The sequence below is a fragment of the Shewanella psychropiezotolerans genome (assembly GCF_007197555.1).
Lineage (GTDB): Bacteria > Pseudomonadota > Gammaproteobacteria > Enterobacterales > Shewanellaceae > Shewanella > Shewanella psychropiezotolerans.
Map to the genome: position 1 here is coordinate 3,597,610 of NZ_CP041614.1, position 22,208 is coordinate 3,619,817.

Sequence of the window (22,208 nt, forward strand, 5' to 3'; positions counted from 1 at the left end):
GCACGGGCTGAAACGAGTTACGAAGCCTAGTAATAAAGCTAAATCGAAGAGACCCCATTCTTGTAGAACAGCCAGGTGTAGATGCGGCTACGAGCTTCCAAAACAAGGATGTTTTGGTAGAGCCTCCATGGACGGATTGACGGCGTTTCGCAGAAGTATCTGCACTTAAGCACGCTGCAGGCGATAGATAACCATGAAAGGGCGACCTTAAAACACACTCCCCAATATCAACTCAGCCAGAAGCTAAAAACAGAAAATGTATTAAGCCTTCATTCGAAGGCTCGCTAACTTTGGGGCATAAATGATTTACGCCCTTGGTACATTTCGGAACAACAAATGGCTTAAAGCAATCACTCTAAGCCTTACCCTTACCTGGACAATGATATTCAGCGCTAAACCGGGATGAGATGGCATGCTGTGCGGACCCTATTTAAATACTTATTTTCTCTTCTTTTTTTATTAGATTGTGCTTAAGCATTAAGTCTATTTTGGTTGGCGCTGATTATATTGGCGATTTCATCATAAACGGCTCTAATTCTTGGAGTGGTAGTTTCACTGGCGTGGCTAACTAACCATAGGGATTCAGGTTTGATGGATGATATTTCAACTTCGGTTAAACCGTCAGATAAGAAATGCGGCAATATTCCAGCACCTAATCCACTACGAATAGCAGCTTCTTGAGTAGCAAGTGTGTTGAAGCGTAAACTTGGGGAACGTTTGGTGATCTTAGTCAGCCATTTAGCGGCAGGTAAATCTATGTGGTTATCCCAGCCTATTAGAGGGACTTTATCAAGGCCTATATTTTGACCTTTCGAGACAAACATTCCTGATGACATGCTACCTACTTTACGGACAGTGAGTGCTCCTTGTTCTGGGCGTTTTAAACGTAAAGCAATATCAGCATCTCCTCTCGCTATACCTACATTAAATATTCCCGTAACTATTTGCAGCTCTAACTTTGGATACTGTTTAATAAAGGACTGTAATTGAGGTATAACTATCTGTATCGCCAGCATTTCAGGAAGTGCTACTCGTACAACTCCTTCAAATTTGTTCTGTTGGCTTTTAAAGTTGGCTTGCAAAGATTCTAGTGTTTTCTCTACCGTTTCAGCGTCTTTGTAAAATGATAATCCATCAGTAGTCGGTTGATAGCCCGTGGGATGCTTAATGAAAAGGTTTGTACCAAGTTCATACTCTAATTTTGCAATTTTTCGTCCCACCGTTTGTGGGCTAACCCCCAGTTTAGATGCCGCTTTACTTAAGCTGCCATGTCGTATCACGGCAGTGAAAAAATAGATGTTTTCAATATTCATGGCACTCCATTTATGGAAATCTAATTTCCAATGCTATCCATTTTAACTTGGCAAGAGAACTTTTACACTTTATATCGACATTAGTTACCTACTGAGAAGTTATTATATGAATGCTCTTTTATCTACTTCCCCGCTGTCTTCGATTGATACAGTTAATGCTTATTTGGCCGCCTTTTCTGAACATAATATAGAGTCGGCGCTTCAGTATGTTAGTGAAAATGCCATTTGGCATATTGATGGTGACCCTATTTTAAAAACAGTCGGTATAGTTCAAGGGAAAGCTGCAATTAGACTGTGGTTACAGCGTTTCCCAGAGGGCTTTCAACCGATTGATTTTAAGTTAGAACCATTAATTGATGCTACGCCTGATGTAATTGCTATTGGCCATTTCCGCCATCGTGTGGTGAGTACAAATGCTATTGCTGATGGTGACTTTATTATTCGGTTTACCACGAGTAACGGCCAGATCACCCGCTATCAAATTTTTGAAGATTCACACATGTTATCTAAGACTCATCATAGTAATAACCCTCAACTTTCAACGCTAGTAAATGGTGTGGAATATGGTTGGGATGATCAAGGAGAAGGTTCCACGTTAGTGCTTTTGCATGGCTTATTTCTTGACCGAACATTCTGGAACCCCTTACTTAATAGCATAGATAAACAGTTTCGTTGTGTGACATTTGATATGCCAGGTCATGGTACGAGTGGTTGGCGTGAAGGATTAAATCTAAATGATATAGCAAATGATATCGCCTTGTGGATCATTGAAAATAACATTAACAAAGTAACGTTAGTCGGGCACAGTCAAGGAGGTATTATTGCATTACTGATAGCTGCTAAATATCCTCAACTGCTGGATAAACTTGTGCTAGTTAATACTAGTGCTCGGGCTGAAAGCTCCTCGCATATGACTCTATGGCGCGAGCGTCAGTCTTTGTTATTGTCGTTGGATAAAAAAAATATAAAAAGAGTATTTGAAGATATGCAAAAGGTCAAATACGCATCGTTGTGGTTACAGGCTAATCCTATCTACGCTATGGAAAATATTAATAAACAAATGAAAGCGGATGCTACGATGTTTGCCCATGCATTGGATGCGGCAGTCATTCAGCGTGAAGATATATGTGAAACATTGAAAGAAATAAAAGTGAATACTATCGTACTCGCTGGTACAGAGGACATTGCAACCCCGCCAGCCCATGGAGAAGAAATTGCACGGTTACTACCTAATGCTAGTTATTATGCAATAGAAAAGGCAGGCCACTCCATTCCTCTAGAGATGCCAGAGGCATTAGTAAATGTTTTAACCAAATAAGTACAAATGAAATACGTCTAATTGGACGTGTGTACAAGTGGCTGGGGTCAGGCCTTGCCATTTGCTTTTCACATTAGCTGAGATAAGGCAAACACAGAGAAACAAAATATGAATGAGCTTTTACTCTGAGAAGCTTTGGGGCAAACGTGCCAGAATTGGCACTAAACGAAGGAAACCCTAACTACTAGGGCTTCCCTTTACCTAGCAATCAGTTCCCTCTGAAAGTAGCAATGCATCTTCTAATTCAACACCAAGGTATCGAATCGTATTATCGACTTTGCTATGGCCCAATAAAAGCTGCACAGCTCGAATATTGTAGTTAGTAGGATTTTGACAGAAAAAAACCAATCAAAACAACCCGCCAATCAGCGGGTTGTTCTTTAAATCACATCTAATTTCAAACTCACATTACCAAAGACTCAGCTCTTGCCATTCTTCTCACCAATACCACTCTTACATTGTCGTATACCCAGTTAAAGGTGAATGCGTAAATGGTGATAAAGATGGTTACGCCAATATCCATCACAAAGGCTTCCCAGATACTTACGTTTAATAAGTAAGCCATAACCGGAACTGTGGCGATCAGTAACCCTAATTCAAATAAAACAACGTGAAAAATGCGTAATGAAAGAGTGCGTTGTGTTTTCTCGCCTGTGAAAAACTGATCGAAAATCCAGTTATAGATAAAATTCCAAATCATAGCGATAGTCGCAACAACTATCATTGTTCCTGATAGAGCGGTAACATCATAATTGGTAAACATAGCTAATCCCATGATAGACAGTGATACAGCCAATACTTCAAATAATACAGCGTGGAAAATTCGTTCATTGGTTTTCATAGCGATGCCTCTTAATCGTTATTAATACATTTAAAAATAATGAAGCTGCGATTATAGAGAGCGAATAAAAGAGATAAAGTTAACAGCCATCACGAATCGTGATAGTTTGAATGCTTAACCTATTTAGTGAGCTAATGACTTGTACAGTTTTGAGCAATTAAAAATCTTTGTCACCGTATGTGAAAGTGGATCGTTCTCGGCAGCAGCTCGTCAATTAAAGCGTGCTCAATCTGGTGTGAGCCAAGCCATTGCCAACTTAGAGATCTCCATTAACCAAGAGCTGTTTAACCGTGAGAAAAATACGCCAGCACTAACAGAAAAAGGCAAAGTGTTGTTGCCAATTGCTCAATCAATTTTGCATCAACAAAAATATTTTGATCAAAAAGTAGAATCGTTAGAAAGAGAGCATGAATACGAGCTGGTTATCGCGATAGATGAAAGCTTAATTAATGATGATTTATTGCAAATACTGGCAGAGTTAGCCGATAAGTTCCCTGTGACTGATGTGGAAATAATCACTACTTCCACTTTTGATGTTGAAGAGCTAGTTAGAGAAGGAAAAGCACAAGTAGGTATTGTGTATGCAGATGGTGAACTTAAAGTGGATATGGATTTTTTCACATTAGGCCAAACCCGTTTTTTGACCGTGGTGGCACCTGAACATGCATTAGCAGCTTTGTCTGTAGTGAATGATACAGCGTTAAAAGGGCATCGCCAATTAGTGCATCGCAGTTCAGAGCATAAAGAGCTGTGGTTCAGTTATGGGATAAGCTCAAAGCTGTGGTATGCCAACACTCACCAAACCCTGCTTGATTTAGCTTGCAGAGGAATAGGGTGGACAATCGTACCAGAGCAAGCAGTGACAGAACTATTGGCTGTGAAAAAGCTAGTCGCATTGCCCATCGCTCATGAGTTTGATGGTTGGTTAACACCTATGGGCTGTTTAGTGTCGCGTCGTCATGCTTCTGGACCTGTATTGGAAGATCTATTGTCATCACTACAAACATTGAGTCAAAAAAACGCTAATTCATTAAGTGTGAATTAAGGTAAAAAGTAGGGTCAGGTCTTGCCTTTTGCCACTCATTACTTTTTGTATATCAAAGTCAGGTGAACATCTTTGGGCTCGCTTCGAGATGTAACGCTTTTTGGTCGGATAAGCGGCACCTGTTACCAATTAAAGCTTAGGCTTACCAACAAAACCCAAATCGAAGAAATAAATAATCCAGTTTAGATGCGGCTGCGAGCTTCGATTTCAGGGATGAAATCGCAGGGCGTATAGGGATATATTCACAGCGTCTCGCAGAAATATGCAACAGGTCGTTCTTAGACATCTGACCCATAGGGATATGGGAAATGTCATTATGATGTCTGGAACATCATTGGCCTGCCTTCACGACATTTGTGCATCCATGCACGGCACCCGCTGCAAGCGATAGATAACAACGAAGGTACGAGCTTCAATGACATATTCCAACAGCAAAGATCTGCCGGAATGACGAAAAGTAACGACCAAAATCAAATGAACCAAAGCAAAATTTAATCTAGCTTCATTCGAAGCTAGGCAAATAAAACCATTGATAACGAGTCAATTCATTAATAACATCTATTAATCAAAGCTTAGACTGGTGCCAGATAGCACTGCTGCATATAGATGTTGATCGCACCGAGTACATTGGTTCTGTTGATGGTGCCGACAACCTTGCCATTATCGACCACGGGATAGACCTTAGGCTTAGGGCCTAACATCTGTTCGGCTAACTGCAAGACGCTGGTATCAGGTGTCACTGACAATACCTCGGAGCGCATACAATCTTTTACCTTAGCCACCAGGTCACAGTGATAACTGCTCTTGAGCATGACTGATATACAATCTTGCTGTGACAGAAAACCTATCAATTTCCCCGAATCATCGACTACGGGAGCCCCCAACTTATTCCTCACGAGTAAGGCATCAACGGCGTTCGACAGAGGCATATCCGCAGTTAACAGCACAGGTTGACGATCCATATATTCGCTTACTTTAATTGAATCCATATTCCTTCCCCAGTCGTTTGATGACTCTATGATTTTGATGTGGAGCTTACTTATTTAACCGTATTGTTATTGAACATTACTGTTATTAACACTACACATTGATTACTGTATGACTCCAATATACATAAGTTATTAAAAAACAGAACAGTAAATAATCGATTCCTCTAATCTAAATCTTCAATAACTCTTTTCAATGAGCCTTTTCAACCAGAATCTAATGAGTGTCGGCTACCACTACAGAGATTTTGCGCCTAATACGAACCCAAGCCCCATTAGCCCTGCACCGCACACCTGACTCAAGCGTGTCTTTATCTTAGTCATCCTGTGTTGCTGTGCCTTTGAGGTAAATAGTATGGATACTGCGCCAAACCAGAGTCCATGCAGCAAGGCGATATACAGACCATAGAGCAAGATTGAGCGATACTCATGGCTTTCAGGAGAGGCAAGCTGGCTGAACAGACTAACAAAAAACAACATAGTCTTAGGGTTTAATACATTACACAAAAATCCCTGGAATAGGTATTGGCTGGGTTTTAGCTGAAATTCATCTTTCTCTATCCCATCCAGGCTAGCATTGGCGGTCAGGATACTTTTCAGCCCGATATAGATGAGATAGAGGGCTCCAGCGTACTTAATTATATTAAACAGAAACACATTATGTGAGATTAGGTAACCAATTCCGAGCAAGGTGTAACCTATATGTACCCCTATTGCTAAGCTTATGCCAACCGCAGTCCAGACACCAGCAGCCCTGCCCGATGTGACACTATTTTTCAGCACCAACACAAAGTCAGCTCCAGGACTTACAACGATGAGTGCGCCGATGACGGCTAGACTGATAATGTCCATACTTGCTCCTTTAATTTGAGTTGAAGCATATTGTAGCGGGAGACGGGAGCTTATATAATCGAAAAAACATCGGTCAACCTGTGAGAAAAAGTCACCAATGAGACATCTCAAAGCCTTTCATATTTTTCATGTCGCCGCATCATCACTCAGCTATAGTGAAGCGGCAGATAAACTCTGTATTACCCATGGCGCGGTGAGCAAGCAGATAAAGATACTGGAAGCCTATTTGGGTCAAAGCTTATATTATCGCCAGGGACGACATGTCTGTCTGACCCGGGAGGGTGAACTACTTAAAGGCTATACAGACCAAGCCTTTCTAGCCTTGAGTGCGGGTATCGACAAGTTATCCCAAATACAACATGCTTGTCTGGAGATCTCCTGCGAACCCACATTGACCATGCGCTGGCTGATGCCCAGATTATCTGACTTCTACCAAGATAATCCGAATAGCGATGTCAGGTTATCGACGGCCGGAGGACCCGTGAGGCTCGGTACCAACGGAATATCCCTGGCTATTAGGCGGAATGATTTCGTCTCATTAAACGATCACCATATCACTGAGTTAGTCGATGAATGGGTGGGGCCCGTCTGTTCAGCAGATCATTGGAACAAGATAAAAGATGATCTGAGTCAAATGAAAATCCTCCATAGTCAGACCAGACCTGATGCCTGGGCTGACTGGAACAAACAAGCAGGCATGAACGCCTTACACCAATCCTCTCCCCGGGCCCAGCAAAGCTTTGCCCACTTCTACTTTTGTCTGCAAGCCGCCGCCGATGGATTGGGGGTCGCCATGGGGTCTTATCCACTGGTAGTTGATGACATCAACAGGGGCAAGCTCATAGCCCCCTTCGGTTTTAGTAAATCAGGAAAACGTTATATTTTACTTAGTCAGGAGTTGAATAATGACGACCCGTTAGAGTCCAGTTTTATTGACTGGTTGCAGAAGAATCTAGCTCTGTGTATCCCAGATACTCGCTTAATAGACAGAAAAAAATGAACGGCTGCTCTGGCGATTCGCCAAAGCAGCCGTTATGAGCTTAAATTCACTTCTTAAGCCGTTACTTATCGCGCCAGATCATCACTTGCGCCTCTTCGCCGCTCTTGCGGGTCGCTCGGTACATGCCTTCGGTATTAAATGGCGTAGCGATATTGCCACGCTGATCTATCGCGATAACTCCCCCCGTACCGCCAGCTGTAATTAGACGCTGGTTGATGACCTCGTCCGCCGCCTGGATGATTGATTTCTGCTGATATTTCACCTTAGCGCAGATATCTCCCGCCACTTGGTAACGAATAAAGTACTCTCCATGACCCGTCGCCGATACCGCGCAGACACCATTTTCGGCGTAGGTTCCGGCACCTATGATTGGAGAATCTCCAATCCGCCCATAACGCTTATTGGTCATCCCACCCGTTGACGTGCCAGCGCTGATATTGCCTTGCTTATCGAGAGCGACAGCCCCTACGGTACCCACCTTATATTCAGTATCTAGCTCACTGTGCGCGGCAAGATAATCTTTATCTTCGAGTTTAGCTTGCTCCATCTTAGCCTTAGCGCGCTGCAGTGCCTCGTATCTATCTTGAGTGTCGAAGCTGTCATTGGCAACCAGTGACACACCTTGAGTCAAGGCAAACTCCTCGGCCCCTTCACCATAGAGCATCACATGAACAGATTTATCCATGACCAGACGCGCCAAATCTATCGGATTTTTGATATGTTTAACCCCAGCAACGGCGCCGGCTTTCATGGTTTGACCATCCATAATAGATGCATCCATCTCATGCTGCCCATTGTGGGTATAGACTGCCCCCTTGCCCGCATTAAAAAATGGCGAGTTCTCGAGAACGTTAATGGCAGTGGTAACCGCATTAAGGCTCGAGCCACCTTTATCTAAAACCGCGTACCCTGCGTCGACGGCCTCCTTTAATTTGTCTCGATAGGCCTGCTCTTTCTCTGGGGTAAAATTACTTGGCTTAATCGTTCCCGCTCCGCCATGAATGGCAATTGAAAACGGCTTATCATCGGCCACGACGCCTAAGCTTGAAACGCTCGAAATAGCTAACAGAATGGCGAGTATTTTGTTTTTATTTTTCACTTTGAAGGCCTTTAATTTTTATTTGCACTCTTTGTAACCATTTTTAGTGCTAATTACAATCATAAGCTTGCTAGAAATCAATTATATAGTGACAATATACTCAGCCTTCTTTACTCACTGAATAGAGCCCGATTTTTTGCAATTATCTTCTTTCCGCTTATGGCCACTGAGCATCATTTTATTGAGCAGCCTGCTCAGCGCATTTCCTGTAATGGCAAATAATTTCCTAATATTAAAGATCACAGGAGCGAATGCCTCCCTAAACCGCAACATTGAAGCCCATTTAGGGACTTTACCAAGCTCAGAAGTCCAGCGACGGGCTTTTATCTTCAATGCCGAAGATAATGTGATCGCGGCATTGAATTCTCTGGGTATTACCATGGGGAGATGGTACAAGATGTGCAAACCAGTCCTGATTCACCTTGGATTTTATCATTAGATGTGACCCCTGGAGAGCCCACCCGCATCGAATGGATTGACTTACATTTTGACGGTGAGATCCTCGAAGACGCGTTTATCCTGCAATGGCTCGACAAAGTTGCCATCAAACCTGGAGATATTCTTAATCACGGCAAGTACGAATTGATGAAATCTCAGTTGATCACACTCGCACTAGCCAGAGGTTATTTCGATGGTAATTATGTTCAGTCTTCCATCGAAGTTAACCGTGATATAAACACGGCGAAGATAACCCTGCATTATGATTCAGGACCCAGGTACCGTATGGGAGAGGTAAGTTTTGAAGGCCATAGCTTACAAGATGGACTTCTAGACACCTTAATTCCATTTGACAAAGGCTCGCCCTATAGCACTGGGAGTTTATCTAGGTTAAACCGGGAGCTATTAGACACCAGCTACTTTTCTAACATCAAAGTATTGCCTCAGGTTGATAAAGCGATAGGGCTAGATGTTCCCATCAAGGTTGAATTGAGCCCCAAGCCAAGTCACTCGATAGAGTTAGGTTTAGGTGTCGATATAGGCAATACCACAGAAAGCGCCGTCGAGCCAAGAGTCAGCATCAACTGGCGAACGCCACAGATAAACAGCTACGGGCATTCCCAAGAAACCAGTTTAGAATGGTCCCCGGATAGACCCAAATATCTTACCACTTACACTATCCCATTGACCCATCCTTTGGATGATCAACTAAAAATCCGTTTTGGTATGCTCAGGGATAAATACGGTGTGACTCAGGTCTACGATCCCAATGATAACAAGTTCACCAATACCGGTGAACTCGAGGCGAGTAAAGGCCTAATAGCCGTAATACGTCAGCAAAGGCTCTCTAATAACTGGATAATGAATTACTCTGTTGAAGCTATGAGAGAGTATTACACTCAATCTGGTACCGACTACTCACCCAAGTTTCTGCTCTTTGGTGCCAGCATCTCCAAAACCACCCGTGGCGATAACACCTTAGACCCTAAGTCTGGCTTTTTTCAGTATTACAGCATTGAGTATGCGAATCCCGATTTAGGCTCGGCTATTCAGCTCACGCGTATACAGACAAAATACAAATGGATTAACACCTTTTTCGAGAAACACAGAATAGTTTCTCGATTAGACTTAGGTGTAAACTTAGCCGATGACGATGAAGATGAGCTAGCCCTTATTCCCCCTTCATTACGCTATTTTGCCGGTGGTGATCAGAGTATCAGGGGCTACAGCTATCAGGAACTGGGACCTTACCTCGACTACACCAATAGTGGTGGCGATGAAGTCAGAGAAGTTGTCGGTGGACGTTACCTGATGGTGGGAAGTCTCGAGTATCAGTATTACGTCACCCCAACTTGGCGTGTGGGCACCTTTATCGATGCGGGTAATGCATTCGATGTTAACCAAATAGAGCCCATCGTCTCTGTGGGTGGCGGATTACATTGGATATCGCCTATCGGACCTATCAAGCTCGATCTCGGTGTTGGCCTCAAAGAGACTGATACAGTAGACAGGCCATGGCGCATCCATTTGACTATGGGGGCAGAGCTATGACCCAAGAATCAAATGACGTTACCATCAATGAGCCAGAGCAACCCACAAAATCATCCACTGGAAAACCAGAGAAAAAAACGGGCTATCTATACACGCTTTGGCGAAGCTTCAAGCTTGTTTCGCGCACCTTAGTTTATATCCCACTGGGTTTTCTGATCACATTTGCACTCTTAATCGGCACCCATATAGGCAGCCGGATAACTGTGTTATTAGCAGATGCTTTAGTGCCAGATCTGCAGATCACCTATGTCGGCGGTGCTATCAATAACAGGCTCGAGGTCACGGATGTCCGTTGGCAGATCCCGGGAGTTGCAGTAGAGCTGGATGACTTAACCTTAGATTGGCACCCCTTATGTCTGCTACGTAAACAGCTTTGTGTTAGTGAACTGTTAGCGTCGAGAGTCATTGTCGAAATAGATACTGATTTACCCTCAGAACAACAAACATCCATAATAGAGAAAGAAACAGCCGAACTTAGCGAAGCAACTGAAGCTACAAAGCCGGCTAAGAATGATATAAAAGAGCAAGAGGGACTGGATGAAATCAATGAAGAGATCACCCTGCCTTTCGGCATAGATCTGACTAAGGCTGACTTGGCGAATGTCAGAGTCAGGGTCGATGATATGCATTTCAATGTATCGCGTCTACAAACAAGAGCACAATGGCAATCAACAGGTATCAGAGTGAATTATTTAACCTCTCAAGATCTGCTGGTCGATATTCCATTATCAAGCGATTCAGATAAGTATTCACAACTAGATATAGACCAAGATAACACTTGGGCCATGGCAGATTTACCTCGAGTTTTTATGCCTATTCCCGTATTTGCCGAACGTGTTTCCCTCACCAAGAGTCATCTAAGGCTTGGGCAGAGAGACGACCTTTTCTCCCAGATAGACTTTGAAGCCAGTTATCACAGTTTCCTCATCCATATCGAGAACCTTAAGGTCCATCACACCTATGGTAAGGTCGAGCTTGAGGGCGAGATATCCCTCATCGATGATTACCCAATGGATGTTATTGCGGTCATAGATGCCGGGCATGTCGATGAGATACCGGGATTGGGACAGCAACATGCCACTTTAGCATTATCCGGAGGCTTTAATAGACTCAAGATAGAATCGAGCGGCAAGGGTCATATCGACTATTCACTGACTGGCGATATTGCACTGGCCGACCCTAAACTGGCTTATCATCTTTCTCTCACATCTAAACAACTGGGTTGGCCCTTAGACAAAAATACCTATTCAGCCCAGTCTGTCGACCTTGAAAGTGTGGGTGATCTCGATCTGCAAAACCTGACGTTCTCAGGACAAGTTAACAGCCCTTACCACCCCATTTTGGCTATCGACGCCCAGCTGACACATGCTGGTTCTGAAGTCGAAGTAAAACATTTGAGAGCAAAAGGGGAACTAGGTGACATAGAAATTTCCGGCCATGCCAGCTACGCAAAAAACATCAGCTGGAATGCGGCTATCAATGCCATAGATTTTGATATGGAGCAGCTGGCATTACCCCTTGATAATCCGTTACCGGAGAGTTTCATCAGCGGTAGGTTTAACACCCGAGGTAAGGTGCAGAAAAAACAGTGGCGAGTGGCTATATCTCAATCAGATTTAACGGGTGAAATTCAAGGATACCCTTTTCATCTCATTGGCGATCTCAGCTTGGATAATAAACTCCATCTCAGTGCCGACAGCTTAAAACTGAGCGCCTTACAATCCATTTTGACCATTTCGGGCACAGCCGACGAATACTGGTCAATCAATGCCCAACTCGATGTTCCCGATCTTAACCTCTGGCACCCGGATTCATCTGGCAGTATCAAGGCTAAGATTAATGTGTCGGGAGAAAGTGACCACCCTGAAGTCAGAGTCTCAGCCAAGGCGCTGGATCTGCAGTTTGAACATTTCAAGCTAGAGCAAGCCCAGATTAAAGGTTTCTATCGTCCGCTGGATAATCAAGAGTTTGCCCTAACACTTGATACTGGAGAGTTTAAATATAATACACAGCAACTAGACTCAATCACACTGAGTATTGAGGGAGACGAGCAGCATCAAAAGCTGAACCTACAGACATCGGGAGAGTATAGACTCGACACGCAAATATACTCGAACCTTAACACCAAAACTGAAACGTTAGTCGCTGAGGTCAGAAGATTAAGCTTGAGTTCTATCTTAGGTGATTGGGATCTGGAAGCGCCTTTTAATGTATCTTGGGACAATCTAAGCCAGACAGGCTTACTCAGTACCTTTTGTTGGCTCAACATCGATGGCAAATTTTGTCTGGATGACCAAGCCGAGCTTGGCGAAAATGGTGATGCCAGTATAAAATTCCAGGGAGACATAGGTGCCATATTAGCGCCGATATTGCCCGACAACTTGATATGGCAAGCGCCGGCAAAATTATCTTCACATTTGATATGGGCCAAAGATACTAAACCTCAAGGTGCCTTGAATCTTGATTTCGAACCTGGTTATCTCAGCCTGAAAAACAATCAGCGCAGCGTGGATATAGGTTATAAAACACTCGCACTGCACGCCTCACTAGATGAGAAGATATTATCAACGCAACTGCGATTCGATTCACATGATATCGCGAGTTGGGAAGGACGACTAGACATCGCGGTGACCCCAGACCGAACGCTATCGGGTTATACAAAATTACATAAGATAAACTTAAATGCATTGGCAGAGTTTTTACCTCAACTGGAAATCATACAGGGGAATATATCCAGTGAGTTGAAAATAGCGGGCACATTAGATCAACCCGATGTTTCCGGTCAGCTACTACTGGAAAATGGTGAACTCCTGGCGGCAGCGAACCCAACACTCTTTGAAGATATTAAGCTTGCGGTGTCCCTATCAGGTCAACGTGCCCTACTCGATGGAACCTGGAACATGGGAGAGGGTCAGGCTAAGCTCGTAGGCAACATAGACTGGAGCACAGGTACGCTCAATGGCAATATTCAAGTTAACGGTAATGACTTAGTTATCATTCAACCTCCTCTGGCCATCATCAATGTCTCACCCGATCTTGACTTTAGTTTCACTAAAGACAGTTTCAATATAAAAGGTGCAATCGAAGTACCTTCAGGCCATATAAAAATAGTGCAGCTGCCCGAAGGAGGCGTCGAGGTATCTAAAGATGTGGTCTTTAACGACAGTCTCTCAACGGGGGAAATCAATCAAAATCCCTTGGCTCTCACATCTGACATAAAAATCAAGCTCGCAGACAACCTAAAAATTGATGGAATGGGTCTCAAAGGTAAGCTAACAGGCGTCTTAGAGTTAAAACAAGAAGCCTTTAAGCCAGCACTACTCTACGGTGATATACGCGTTGTAGACGGTAAATATAAGTTCATGGGGCAAACTTTAGATATTAAGGCCGGTGAAGTCCAATTTATTGGCCCAATGGAAGTGCCTAACCTTAATATCGAGGCGGTAAGAGAGATCAAAGATGAAGATGTCTTGGCCGGAGTAAGAATAACAGGCACGCCACTCAAGCCCGTTGTCACCTTATTCTCTAGCCCAACCAAGGAACAAGCCGAAATACTCTCATACATCATCAAGGGTACAGGATTTCACAGCAATGATAATGAACAGAACAGTGGTTTGATGTTGGGTGCGGCGCTGACCTTGAGTAATCAGATCGGTGGTGGTGCTGTGAATAACATCGGCGATTCGGCAACCGGATTAATTGAAAAACTTGGATTTTCAAATGTTCAACTCGATGCTAATGATGACGGCCGTGTGGCTATCAGTGGTTTCATCGGCGAAGATCTGATGGTCAAATATGGTTATGGCGTCTTTAATCCTGGTTATGAGATGACTGTCAGGTATTACTTATTATCACAGCTCTATTTAGAGACTGTATCGGGCACCATAGAGCAGTCATTAGATATCTACTATAACTTCGATATCGATTAGGCTTGCTTTTTAACTGAGAAATACTCAGTGATGCCATTTAAATAAGTCTGTTCAGTGACATCATCAAAATGATTAAAACCAGCTCAGGCCGATACTAATAATGATTCCGGTGATGATGAGCTGCACCAGACAGAAGCCCATAATATCGCGAGCTTTTAGACCTGCGATAGCCAGTACTGGAAGTGCCCAGAATGGCTGAATAAGGTTAGTCCAAGCATCCCCCAGGCTACAGCCATAGCAACTCGGGCTACATCAGCCCCCAAAGCTTCGGCAGCTGGCAACATAATTGGAGCTTGTACAGCCCACTGACCACCACCCGATGGTACAAAAATATTGATGATCCCTGCGCTGATAAAACTAAAAAAGGGCAGACTCTCAGCACTGGCGATGGAAACAAAGCCCTCGGAAATACTCTGAGCCAAGCCCGATTGCATCATAACAGCCATTATACCCGCATAAAATGGAAACTGGATGACAATACCAGCGCCCCCTTTGATCGCTTCGTTCAGGCTGTTTAGAAAATTACGTGGTGTTTGATGCAGGATAATGGCGAGAAATAAAAATAAAAAATTGACGACATTAAGATTCAAACTGCCGCTGTTAGCAAAGAAGTAATAGGCTAAATACATCAGCCCTGCTCCACCGATACTCCAAGCAAGTAAACGACTGTTCTCTAATTTGTCGGCGGGCCGTTCCGATGCTTGGTTTTCAGAGGCTTGCTCTTCGTTGTCTGTAAACTTACTCGGATCGACATATACACTGTCTTGTTCTTCGGGCAACATCAACCGATTGACCAGAGGCATAACCACAAACAATATTGCAAGTAACGCTAAGTTAAATCCGGCGAAGATAGTGTCACTGGTTGCAATAATGCCGATATCTGATTCGGAAAAGTGGCCGGGAGTGGCAATCGTTAATGGGATGGAACCGGCAAGCCCCGCATGCCAGACTAAAAAACCAGAGTAGGCGCTGGCGACGAGTAAGCGGTAATCGACTCTAACTTTACATGCTAAGGCTTTAGCAAATAAAGCACCGACCACTAAACCAAACCCCCAGTTGATCCAACTGGCGATAAGTGAAACGACGGTGACTAAGATAATTGCCTGAGAGGCAGACTTAGCAAACCCTGCGATGTAATTAAGTAATTTTTTAACCGGGGGAGAGCTGGCTAGCATAAAACCTGTGATAAGCACCAGCAGCATCTGCATCGAAAAACTGAGTAGCGACCAGAAGCCATCACCCCAGTAATTAACAGCTTCTAGTGGTGTTTTCCCCTCTATGATAACTGCCGCAGCCAATACCATTAAGGAGAGCATCAAGACGAAAATATACGGATCAGGTAAATACCGATCGACTAATTTTACTAATGGTTTTGAGACGTTAGCCAGCATGGAGGTTCCTAGTGAATTTTTAGTCAGGCTAGCAGAGTTCCAACCGCAAGAGAAATCCAAATTGACAGGGAGTAACCAATCAGCAACAAAGGGGCCTGCTAATTAACTTATTAATGGCCTTGTTGAAAAAGCGTCACTATAGATGCTGTATAACGGTGTCAGTATTTGAGAAGGGATCCTCTATAACACTTTGATGAAGTTTGTTATCTAGAAATAGATCTTGAAGAAAATGTGTCGAAGTGACACTCAGCCAAGCTGCATGTGACTCTAGTGCAATAGGTTTGGTCAATAGACTACAAATAAAGAAGTTAAACTGACACACCCATATAGGATCTACGGTCAGTTTAACTAGATGTTCGATAATTCAGCTAACAGAAAAGCGACGGTCAATTTTCCGTATTTTGAGTGTGATTATTTTTAAATCTCTGCCACACCTTACCGCTATTGATACCATAACTGCGCATCAAAGCCGGTATCGCGTTGTGGTTCTTCTCTGCTGCGAGTTGTCTTAGCCCTTCATAAAACTCAAACGCTAACTCTCGCGCTTTAGGTATGGTGAAATAATCTTTACCAACTCGACTATAAAGGCCTTTAAAGCCATTAAGGATCAGCACATAGAGTGGATTACCTGAATTGAACGCTAAAGTATGATGCAGCTGATAATCAAAATCGACATAGGCCTGAGGATCGTCATCTAAACTCGAGATCAGCTCCAATGCTTCCAGTACCTTGTCCGGATTATGGCGAACCGCGCCCTTGAAATAGATGGCGCTGATATTGGTTCGGGCCGAGAGTAGCTGTTCCAATAGTACAGGTTCACCGGCAGGATTAAGATCGGCAATGGTCTCTAAGACATTGAGACCAGATGATTCCCAGATATCATTGACTCGGGTTGGCTTACCATGTTGAATCGTCAGCCAGCCATCTCTGGCCAATCGCTGAAGCACTTCTCTGAGTGTGGTTCGTGTAACTCCGATTAATTCAGAAAGCTCACGCTCTGCAGGCAAAATCGTACCTGGGGGGAACTTATCTTCCCAAATCGATCGGACAATGTATTTTTCAGCAAAGCTCGCCGGTCCTTTAGCCTCAATGATCCCCGAATCTTTTGAAGTTAAAGGAGGTTTTTGGGCAATTGTCATCAGGTTACTTTTCCCACTCTAGTTCGTGTTGTTTTGAGCACTGATCATACCAGAGCGAGAAAAAATGGAAACCTTATATGAAGTAATACTGGTTAAGATCAAAGTTTACTCTCTCAAAAAGGCACAAAATCCCCCCCTCTTCACGACTTTAGGATGTTTTTACCATTTGGATCTAATTTTTAAGCTATTTTTAAGTATTAGATGTAACTAAGCTATTAAATTAATGGTTTCTTTACGCTAAACTGAGGCGATTCAAATAGACTGTCGTTTTTTACTATCAATCATATACCAATTTGAGAGGGTGCCATGCCTGTGACAATGCGTCAGGCGTTTATTGACAACTTCTTGGGAAATTCACCCAAGTGGTTCAAAATCGCGATTATATCTTTTTTAATAATAAATCCAATAATTTTCTATATTAACCCCTTTGCCGCTGGTTGGTTACTCGTTATCGAGTTCATATTCACCTTAGCCATGGCGCTAAAATGTTACCCTCTTCAGCCCGGTGGCTTATTAGCCATTCAAGCCGTTGCCATAGGTATGACCTCACCGAGTCAGGTAATGCATGAGATAGAGGCCAATTTAGAAGTCCTCTTGCTGTTGATCTTCATGGTTGCCGGCATCTATTTTATGAAGCAGTTACTTCTGTTTGCCTTCACTAAAATGATCACTAAGGTGCGCTCTAAAGTCGCCGTATCCTTAATGTTCTGCTTAGCGTCCGCCTTCTTATCGGCCTTTCTCGATGCATTAACCGTCATCGCGGTGATCATTGCCGTGGCCATAGGTTTCTACTCCATCTACCATAAAGTAGCCTCGGGTAAATCTTTCTCTGATGATCATGACCATACAGATGAAGGCAATAACCAATTGTGTGAAGAGGAATTAGAAAACTTCCGCGGTTTCCTGCGTAATTTATTGATGCATGCCGGCGTAGGTACCGCGCTAGGTGGTGTCTGTACTATGGTGGGAGAACCACAAAATTTAATCATAGCCGCACAAGCAAACTGGCAATTCGCCGAATTTGCGATACGTATGTCACCGGTCACTTTGCCCGTCTTTATTGCTGGCATAGCGACCTGTTACCTGGTAGAGAAATTTAAGGTCTTCAGCTACGGCGTACAACTGCCAGAAGCCGTACATAAGATACTATCGGATTACGATGCCCATGAAGATGCACATCGTACTAAACACGATAAGATGAAGCTGGTCGTTCAGGCCCTCATCGGTGTATGGTTGGTACTAGGCTTGGCTTTACACTTAGCCTCAGTTGGCTTAATAGGCCTGTCGGTTATCATACTTGCAACGGCTTTCAATGGTATCACCAACGAACATGCACTGGGTAAGGCATTCGAAGAAGCCCTGCCTTTTACCGCACTGTTGGCGGTATTCTTTGCCATCGTCGGTGTCATTATCGATCAACAGCTGTTCGCACCAGTGATTCAATGGGCACTGAGTTACGAAGGTAACACTCAGCTCGTTATCTTCTACATCGCCAACGGCTTGCTCTCTATGGTTAGCGATAATGTCTTTGTCGGCACTGTCTATATTAACGAGCTCAAGGCAGTTCTGCTCAACGGACAGATCACCCGCGACCAATTCGACTTGTTAGCCGTCGCCGTGAATACGGGTACTAACTTGCCATCGGTTGCGACACCGAACGGCCAGGCAGCCTTCCTGTTCTTGTTAACCTCGGCAATTGCTCCACTCATACGCCTCTCATACGGGCGCATGGTATGGATGGCTTTACCTTACACCATAGTCTTATCCATAGTCGGTGTGTTGGCCATTCAGCTAGGTGCACTCGAGCACATGACTCAGTACTTCTATGACTCAGGCATACTCATTCACCATTCGGCGAAAGAAGCTGTGGGTGCAGTGACAGGTCATTAAAACCGATACTGAACTTTTACCCGCTATTCCAGTCTTATAAACGCCCTTCGTGGGCGTTTTTCATTGGCTCATTCACCACTGTACGATATGATTTATCAATAATTTGGCTAGGGCCTAGCCTGCAGTATAAAAGAATATTACGGAGAATATGATTTGAACTCTATGACGAGATTCGCTCAATCCCGCCTCGCCTGGCTTATCCTGGCAGGCACGGCGTTGGGACTCGAGTTATGCGCACTCTTCTTTCAATATGTAATGAAATTAGATCCTTGTGTGATGTGCATCTACCAGAGACTCGCTATCTTTGGCATCTTAGCCGCGGGCTTGATTGGCATTGTCGGCCATAAGAATCGTTTTGCTCGGCTAATAGCTGTTATAGCCTGGGGGGTCAGTGCCACTTGGGGGCTGAAACTAGCACTTGAGCTGGTCGATATGCAAACCAACCCATCTCCATTTGCGACTTGCTCTTTCCTACCCGAATTTCCTGCTTGGATGCCGCTCCATGAGTGGATGCCTGAAATCTTCCTTCCTACAGGTATGTGCAGTGATATTCCTTGGGAAATGATGGGAGTCACTATGGGACAATATATGATTGGGGCTTTCGCTGCTTACCTGATGGCCTTAGTTCTCTTCATTATCCCGGCTTTATCGGCCAGTAAGCCGAGACATGGATTCATCGCCGATTATAGGTAATCAACCAAAACAAAAAACGCCCAGCCGGGCGTTTTTTGTTTTCTATATCTGGTGAAATTAGTCGACTAATTTAGGTCTCTCAACGGCCAGAGCACGATATGATCTTCCATGTATTTGACTTTAGTCTCGCAGATCACCTTATCTTGTGTCGACATGCCATTTTTATGCATCTGAGTTTTGGAACCAGTAATGAGTGGATGCCAACTCGGTAATGACTTACCTAAATATAAACGTCGATAGGCACAGCTATCCGGCAACCAGGTCAACTCGGCGACGTTATCCATGGTCACTTGAGTGCACGAAGGCACATAGTCGAATCGGTTTGAATAGTGGGTACAATGGCCTTCATGGCTATCTAATAACTTACACGCCGCATTGGTGTAATAGAGCTCTTCGGTCTCATCATCGATAATTTTATTCAAGCAACACTTACCACAGCCGTCACACAAAGACTCCCACTCTGAAGTATTCATCTGGGCTAAGGTTTTTTCTTTCCAAAATTCCATTATTCAATTCTATAAAAAAGACGACTTTCGCAGGCTATTTTACACTAGTTAGCGAATTCATTGAAGCTCATGGCTCTCTGCATGATTCTCTATCTTAGTAAGACCTCAGGTTGAGCGTTATTTGATAGGAGGGTATTTCAATCTTTCAGACAGATAAGTCACAGATATGGCGAAATAGTCTGAGCGATTCCACACCAATAGTGAACGGTAGTTGTCATAAATCAGGTATTTTCGACCCGAGGGGCCGTCTGGCATGATGAGAGACACAGACATATCATCCCTAGCTGGTAATGCACTGCCATCGAAGCGAGTGAGCCCAAGATTCGACCACTGTGAGAATGTCTTCTTCACCGTTAAGGAAGCGAGTTTGGCATCAAACTCTTGAGGAACTTTAACTTGTCGCCCCCAGGTTTCTTGATTTTTCCAGTCAGAGCTCTTTAGAAAAGCCGCTGCAGACGCCAACGCATCTAAGGTGTTATTCCAAATATCCTTGTTGCCATCTCCGTTACCATCTTGAGCATAATCAAGATACATACTGGGTGTAAACTGAATCTGTCCCATACTGCCGGTTCTCGACGCCCTGAGATCATCGAAAGCCATTTTCTTTTGGTCAAGAATTCTCAAGGCGGCGAAAAACTCATTTTTATATATGGAGGGTTCTTTACTTTCATAGGCTAAGGATGCGGTAACAGAAAGTACGGGGTAGCTAGTTAAATGGGCGCCATAATTGGATTCTATGCCCCACAGGGCTAAAATAAATCTGGGCTGAACCCCATACTTATCCCCCAAGGTTTCCAGCTCATCCTTGTGCTCCTTAAAAATGGCACGGGCTGTGATCACATTCGCGTCGGTTACTGTTGCCGGTAGGTATGTCTCAAGAGATGCTGGAAGGTTGAGGTCTTGCTTTGGCGGGGTAGATTGTTTAAATCGTTTAATCTTAGGAAATGCAGTTTCTATCGTGGCCTTATCGATGCCTAAATCGATGGCTTCTTGCTTTAACTGAGACAAATACTCATTAAAACTACCCGCATTGCTTGGCTCATTGGCCAACACCGCTGGGGATGCCATCATCAATAATGGCATAACTAACAATCGCATCGCCCACATACGAGGCTTCTTTAGCACCATAAACATTCCCTATTCAGGCTATTTACCGCTGTAGCCAATCGCTTTCTTATGCTCTTCGAGTAAGTTAACCTTTGGAGGGGGCAGTTGTAAATAGTAACCTTTTTTAACCAGCTCACTTTTGACTTTATCTATGTCGGCAAAGCCCAAATGATCTCTTTTTGACAGGGGTAACATCATGACTAATGTTGGGGAACCAAACATCTCCATTAATGCCTCTGGGACACGTTCAAATTCATTACGTTTCTCAACAAAAAGATAACTGTCAGCCTTGAGGCGACTCTTATATACCGCACAGATCATATACTACCAACTTTCCAAACTATTCAACTTGCCAGTCACTGAGTCACACTATAACATGGAAGGTCAGGAATATAATGCACATCAGCGTCAATGCTGATTATTTATAAAGAGCAATATCGGCATGCAGAAACCCAGCCTAGAATTGAAAGGCTCCTCTTTTACGCTTTCTGTGCTTCATATCAATCATTTTGATCTGGAAAAAGTCGCAGCAGAGTTAGATAGCAAATTAGCTATCGCCCCTCAGTTTTTTATTGGCGCCCCTCTGGTTGTCAATCTTAGCTCAATTACCGATCCCGATTATAACCTTGCCGCCCTCAAAGACCTGCTCATTTCGAGGCAACTCGTCATCGTTGGCATCACAGGCGCGATCACAGAAGTGGCTACTCAAGCTAAAGATTTAGGCTTGGCACAGATCAAATCTGGCAAGCAAGCAAAAGCTCAACCACAAATGCCAAGGACCACCAAGATAGTGAAACAGAATGTCCGTTCGGGTCAGCAGATATATGCTAAGAACAGCGATCTGATCGTGGTTGGCACAGTCGGCAATGGCGCAGAGCTTATCGCCGATGGCAGCATTCATGTCTACGGCTCCCTTCGTGGTAAGGCAATGGCTGGGGCTGCGGGTGATAAACATGCGGTCATAATCGCAAAAACCATCGATGCCGAGCTGGTTTCCATCGCGGGTCAATATTGGCTAACGGAAAACATTCAAGCAAACAGCACAACGAAAAGTGGTTGTATTCGGCTAGACGGTGAATCTCTCACCATCGAAGCTCTACCACTTTAAAA

Annotated in this window: 16 protein-coding genes and 3 pseudogenes; 8 read left to right on the forward strand and 11 right to left on the reverse strand. The window is 43.9% G+C overall.

Annotation, left to right across the window (positions count from 1 at the left end):
• Nucleotides 1-470: 470 nt before the first annotated feature.
• Nucleotides 471-1,313 carry a LysR family transcriptional regulator gene (locus FM037_RS15955; RefSeq protein ID WP_144046784.1) on the reverse strand — a complete coding sequence of 281 codons (843 nt, stop codon included), beginning with the start codon at nt 1,311-1,313 and terminating at the stop codon, nt 471-473.
• Nucleotides 1,314-1,419: 106 nt separating this feature from the next.
• Between FM037_RS15955 and FM037_RS15960 the strand changes: the two genes are divergently transcribed.
• Nucleotides 1,420-2,631, forward strand: a complete 1,212-nt coding sequence (locus FM037_RS15960; RefSeq protein ID WP_144046785.1) for an alpha/beta fold hydrolase — start codon at nt 1,420-1,422, stop codon at nt 2,629-2,631.
• 201 nt (nt 2,632-2,832) lie between these two features.
• Here the strand turns inward: FM037_RS15960 and FM037_RS15965 are convergent.
• Nucleotides 2,833-2,946, reverse strand: a pseudogene (locus tag FM037_RS15965) (integrase); the annotation flags it as partial.
• Nucleotides 2,947-3,034: 88 nt separating this feature from the next.
• Nucleotides 3,035-3,472 (reverse strand): PACE efflux transporter, encoded by a 438-nt coding sequence (locus FM037_RS15970; RefSeq protein WP_185976839.1) that lies wholly within the window; start codon nt 3,470-3,472, stop codon nt 3,035-3,037.
• A 139-nt stretch (nt 3,473-3,611) separates the two neighbouring features.
• On the opposite strand from FM037_RS15970, the gene FM037_RS15975 reads away from it, so the two are divergent.
• Nucleotides 3,612-4,517, forward strand: coding sequence for a LysR family transcriptional regulator (locus tag FM037_RS15975; RefSeq protein WP_144046787.1), 906 nt, complete (start codon nt 3,612-3,614; stop codon nt 4,515-4,517).
• A gap of 572 nt (nt 4,518-5,089) precedes the next feature.
• On the opposite strand, the gene FM037_RS15980 is transcribed toward FM037_RS15975, so the two are convergent.
• Both FM037_RS15980 and FM037_RS15985 read right to left on the reverse strand, forming a co-directional pair.
• Nucleotides 5,090-5,506: a CBS domain-containing protein gene (locus tag FM037_RS15980; protein ID WP_144046788.1), complete on the reverse strand. Its 417-nt coding sequence runs from the start codon at nt 5,504-5,506 to the stop codon at nt 5,090-5,092.
• A 234-nt stretch (nt 5,507-5,740) separates the two neighbouring features.
• A complete protein-coding gene (locus FM037_RS15985) occupies nt 5,741-6,355 on the reverse strand; it encodes a LysE family translocator (protein WP_144046789.1) in 615 nt (204 codons plus the stop codon).
• Between the two features lie 97 nt (nt 6,356-6,452).
• Here FM037_RS15985 and FM037_RS15990 point away from each other — a divergent pair, with 97 nt between their 5' ends.
• Nucleotides 6,453-7,355 carry a LysR substrate-binding domain-containing protein gene (locus tag FM037_RS15990; protein ID WP_144046790.1) on the forward strand — a complete coding sequence of 301 codons (903 nt, stop codon included), beginning with the start codon at nt 6,453-6,455 and terminating at the stop codon, nt 7,353-7,355.
• A 61-nt stretch (nt 7,356-7,416) separates the two neighbouring features.
• Here the strand turns inward: FM037_RS15990 and FM037_RS15995 are convergent, their stop codons facing one another.
• Complete coding sequence (locus FM037_RS15995) at nt 7,417-8,454, reverse strand: isoaspartyl peptidase/L-asparaginase family protein (RefSeq protein WP_144046791.1); 1,038 nt, start codon at nt 8,452-8,454, stop codon at nt 7,417-7,419.
• 121 nt (nt 8,455-8,575) lie between these two features.
• Here FM037_RS15995 and FM037_RS16000 point away from each other — a divergent pair.
• A pseudogene (locus tag FM037_RS16000) lies at nt 8,576-10,443 on the forward strand (autotransporter assembly complex protein TamA).
• The gene (gene tamB / locus FM037_RS16005) at nt 10,440-14,372 is read left to right on the forward strand and encodes an autotransporter assembly complex protein TamB (protein ID WP_144046792.1); all 3,933 of its coding nucleotides are present in this window, start codon (nt 10,440-10,442) and stop codon (nt 14,370-14,372) included. The pseudogene FM037_RS16000 and the gene tamB overlap by 4 nt, the downstream one beginning before the upstream one ends.
• 72 nt (nt 14,373-14,444) lie before the next feature.
• On the opposite strand, the pseudogene FM037_RS16010 reads toward tamB, so the two are convergent.
• Both FM037_RS16010 and fadR read right to left on the reverse strand, forming a co-directional pair.
• A pseudogene (locus tag FM037_RS16010) lies at nt 14,445-15,763 on the reverse strand (short-chain fatty acid transporter).
• 386 nt (nt 15,764-16,149) lie between these two features.
• A complete protein-coding gene (gene fadR, locus FM037_RS16015) occupies nt 16,150-16,902 on the reverse strand; it encodes a fatty acid metabolism transcriptional regulator FadR (RefSeq protein WP_144046793.1) in 753 nt (250 codons plus the stop codon).
• Between the two features lie 306 nt (nt 16,903-17,208).
• Here fadR and nhaB point away from each other — a divergent pair, with 306 nt between their 5' ends.
• Nucleotides 17,209-18,792 carry a sodium/proton antiporter NhaB gene (gene nhaB / locus FM037_RS16020; protein WP_144046794.1) on the forward strand — a complete coding sequence of 528 codons (1,584 nt, stop codon included), beginning with the start codon at nt 17,209-17,211 and terminating at the stop codon, nt 18,790-18,792.
• Nucleotides 18,793-18,945: 153 nt separating this feature from the next.
• Nucleotides 18,946-19,485 (forward strand): disulfide bond formation protein DsbB, encoded by a 540-nt coding sequence (gene dsbB, locus FM037_RS16025; protein ID WP_144046795.1) that lies wholly within the window; start codon nt 18,946-18,948, stop codon nt 19,483-19,485.
• A 65-nt stretch (nt 19,486-19,550) separates the two neighbouring features.
• On the opposite strand, the gene FM037_RS16030 is transcribed toward dsbB, so the two are convergent.
• From FM037_RS16030 to FM037_RS16040, 3 genes are all read right to left on the reverse strand, one after another.
• On the reverse strand, nt 19,551-19,991 hold the full coding sequence (locus tag FM037_RS16030) for a YcgN family cysteine cluster protein (protein ID WP_144046796.1): 441 nt from the start codon (nt 19,989-19,991) through the stop codon (nt 19,551-19,553).
• A 117-nt stretch (nt 19,992-20,108) separates the two neighbouring features.
• The gene (locus FM037_RS16035) at nt 20,109-21,119 is read right to left on the reverse strand and encodes a lytic murein transglycosylase (RefSeq protein ID WP_229380911.1); all 1,011 of its coding nucleotides are present in this window, start codon (nt 21,117-21,119) and stop codon (nt 20,109-20,111) included.
• A gap of 18 nt (nt 21,120-21,137) precedes the next feature.
• Complete coding sequence (locus tag FM037_RS16040) at nt 21,138-21,419, reverse strand: YcgL domain-containing protein (protein ID WP_144046797.1); 282 nt, start codon at nt 21,417-21,419, stop codon at nt 21,138-21,140.
• A gap of 121 nt (nt 21,420-21,540) precedes the next feature.
• On the opposite strand from FM037_RS16040, the gene minC reads away from it, so the two are divergent.
• Nucleotides 21,541-22,206, forward strand: coding sequence for a septum site-determining protein MinC (gene minC, locus FM037_RS16045; RefSeq protein ID WP_144046798.1), 666 nt, complete (start codon nt 21,541-21,543; stop codon nt 22,204-22,206).
• The last annotated feature ends 2 nt before the right edge of the window (nt 22,207-22,208 follow it).

Bases quoted from the DNA above. Each gene is read 5' to 3' on its own strand.
- FM037_RS15990 (WP_144046790.1), top strand. From the start codon at position 6,453: ATGAGACATCTCAAAGCCTTTCATATTTTTCATGTCGCCGCATCATCA.
- FM037_RS16030 (WP_144046796.1), bottom strand. From the start codon at position 19,991: ATGGAATTTTGGAAAGAAAAAACCTTAGCCCAGATGAATACTTCAGAG.
- FM037_RS15985 (WP_144046789.1), bottom strand. From the start codon at position 6,355: ATGGACATTATCAGTCTAGCCGTCATCGGCGCACTCATCGTTGTAAGT.
- FM037_RS15980 (WP_144046788.1), bottom strand. From the start codon at position 5,506: ATGGATTCAATTAAAGTAAGCGAATATATGGATCGTCAACCTGTGCTG.
- tamB (WP_144046792.1), top strand. From the start codon at position 10,440: ATGACCCAAGAATCAAATGACGTTACCATCAATGAGCCAGAGCAACCC.
- fadR (WP_144046793.1), bottom strand. From the start codon at position 16,902: ATGACAATTGCCCAAAAACCTCCTTTAACTTCAAAAGATTCGGGGATC.
- FM037_RS15960 (WP_144046785.1), top strand. From the start codon at position 1,420: ATGAATGCTCTTTTATCTACTTCCCCGCTGTCTTCGATTGATACAGTT.
- FM037_RS16035 (WP_229380911.1), bottom strand. From the start codon at position 21,119: ATGGTGCTAAAGAAGCCTCGTATGTGGGCGATGCGATTGTTAGTTATG.
- FM037_RS15955 (WP_144046784.1), bottom strand. From the start codon at position 1,313: ATGAATATTGAAAACATCTATTTTTTCACTGCCGTGATACGACATGGC.
- FM037_RS15970 (WP_185976839.1), bottom strand. From the start codon at position 3,472: ATGAAAACCAATGAACGAATTTTCCACGCTGTATTATTTGAAGTATTG.
- minC (WP_144046798.1), top strand. From the start codon at position 21,541: ATGCAGAAACCCAGCCTAGAATTGAAAGGCTCCTCTTTTACGCTTTCT.
- FM037_RS16040 (WP_144046797.1), bottom strand. From the start codon at position 21,419: ATGATCTGTGCGGTATATAAGAGTCGCCTCAAGGCTGACAGTTATCTT.
- nhaB (WP_144046794.1), top strand. From the start codon at position 17,209: ATGCCTGTGACAATGCGTCAGGCGTTTATTGACAACTTCTTGGGAAAT.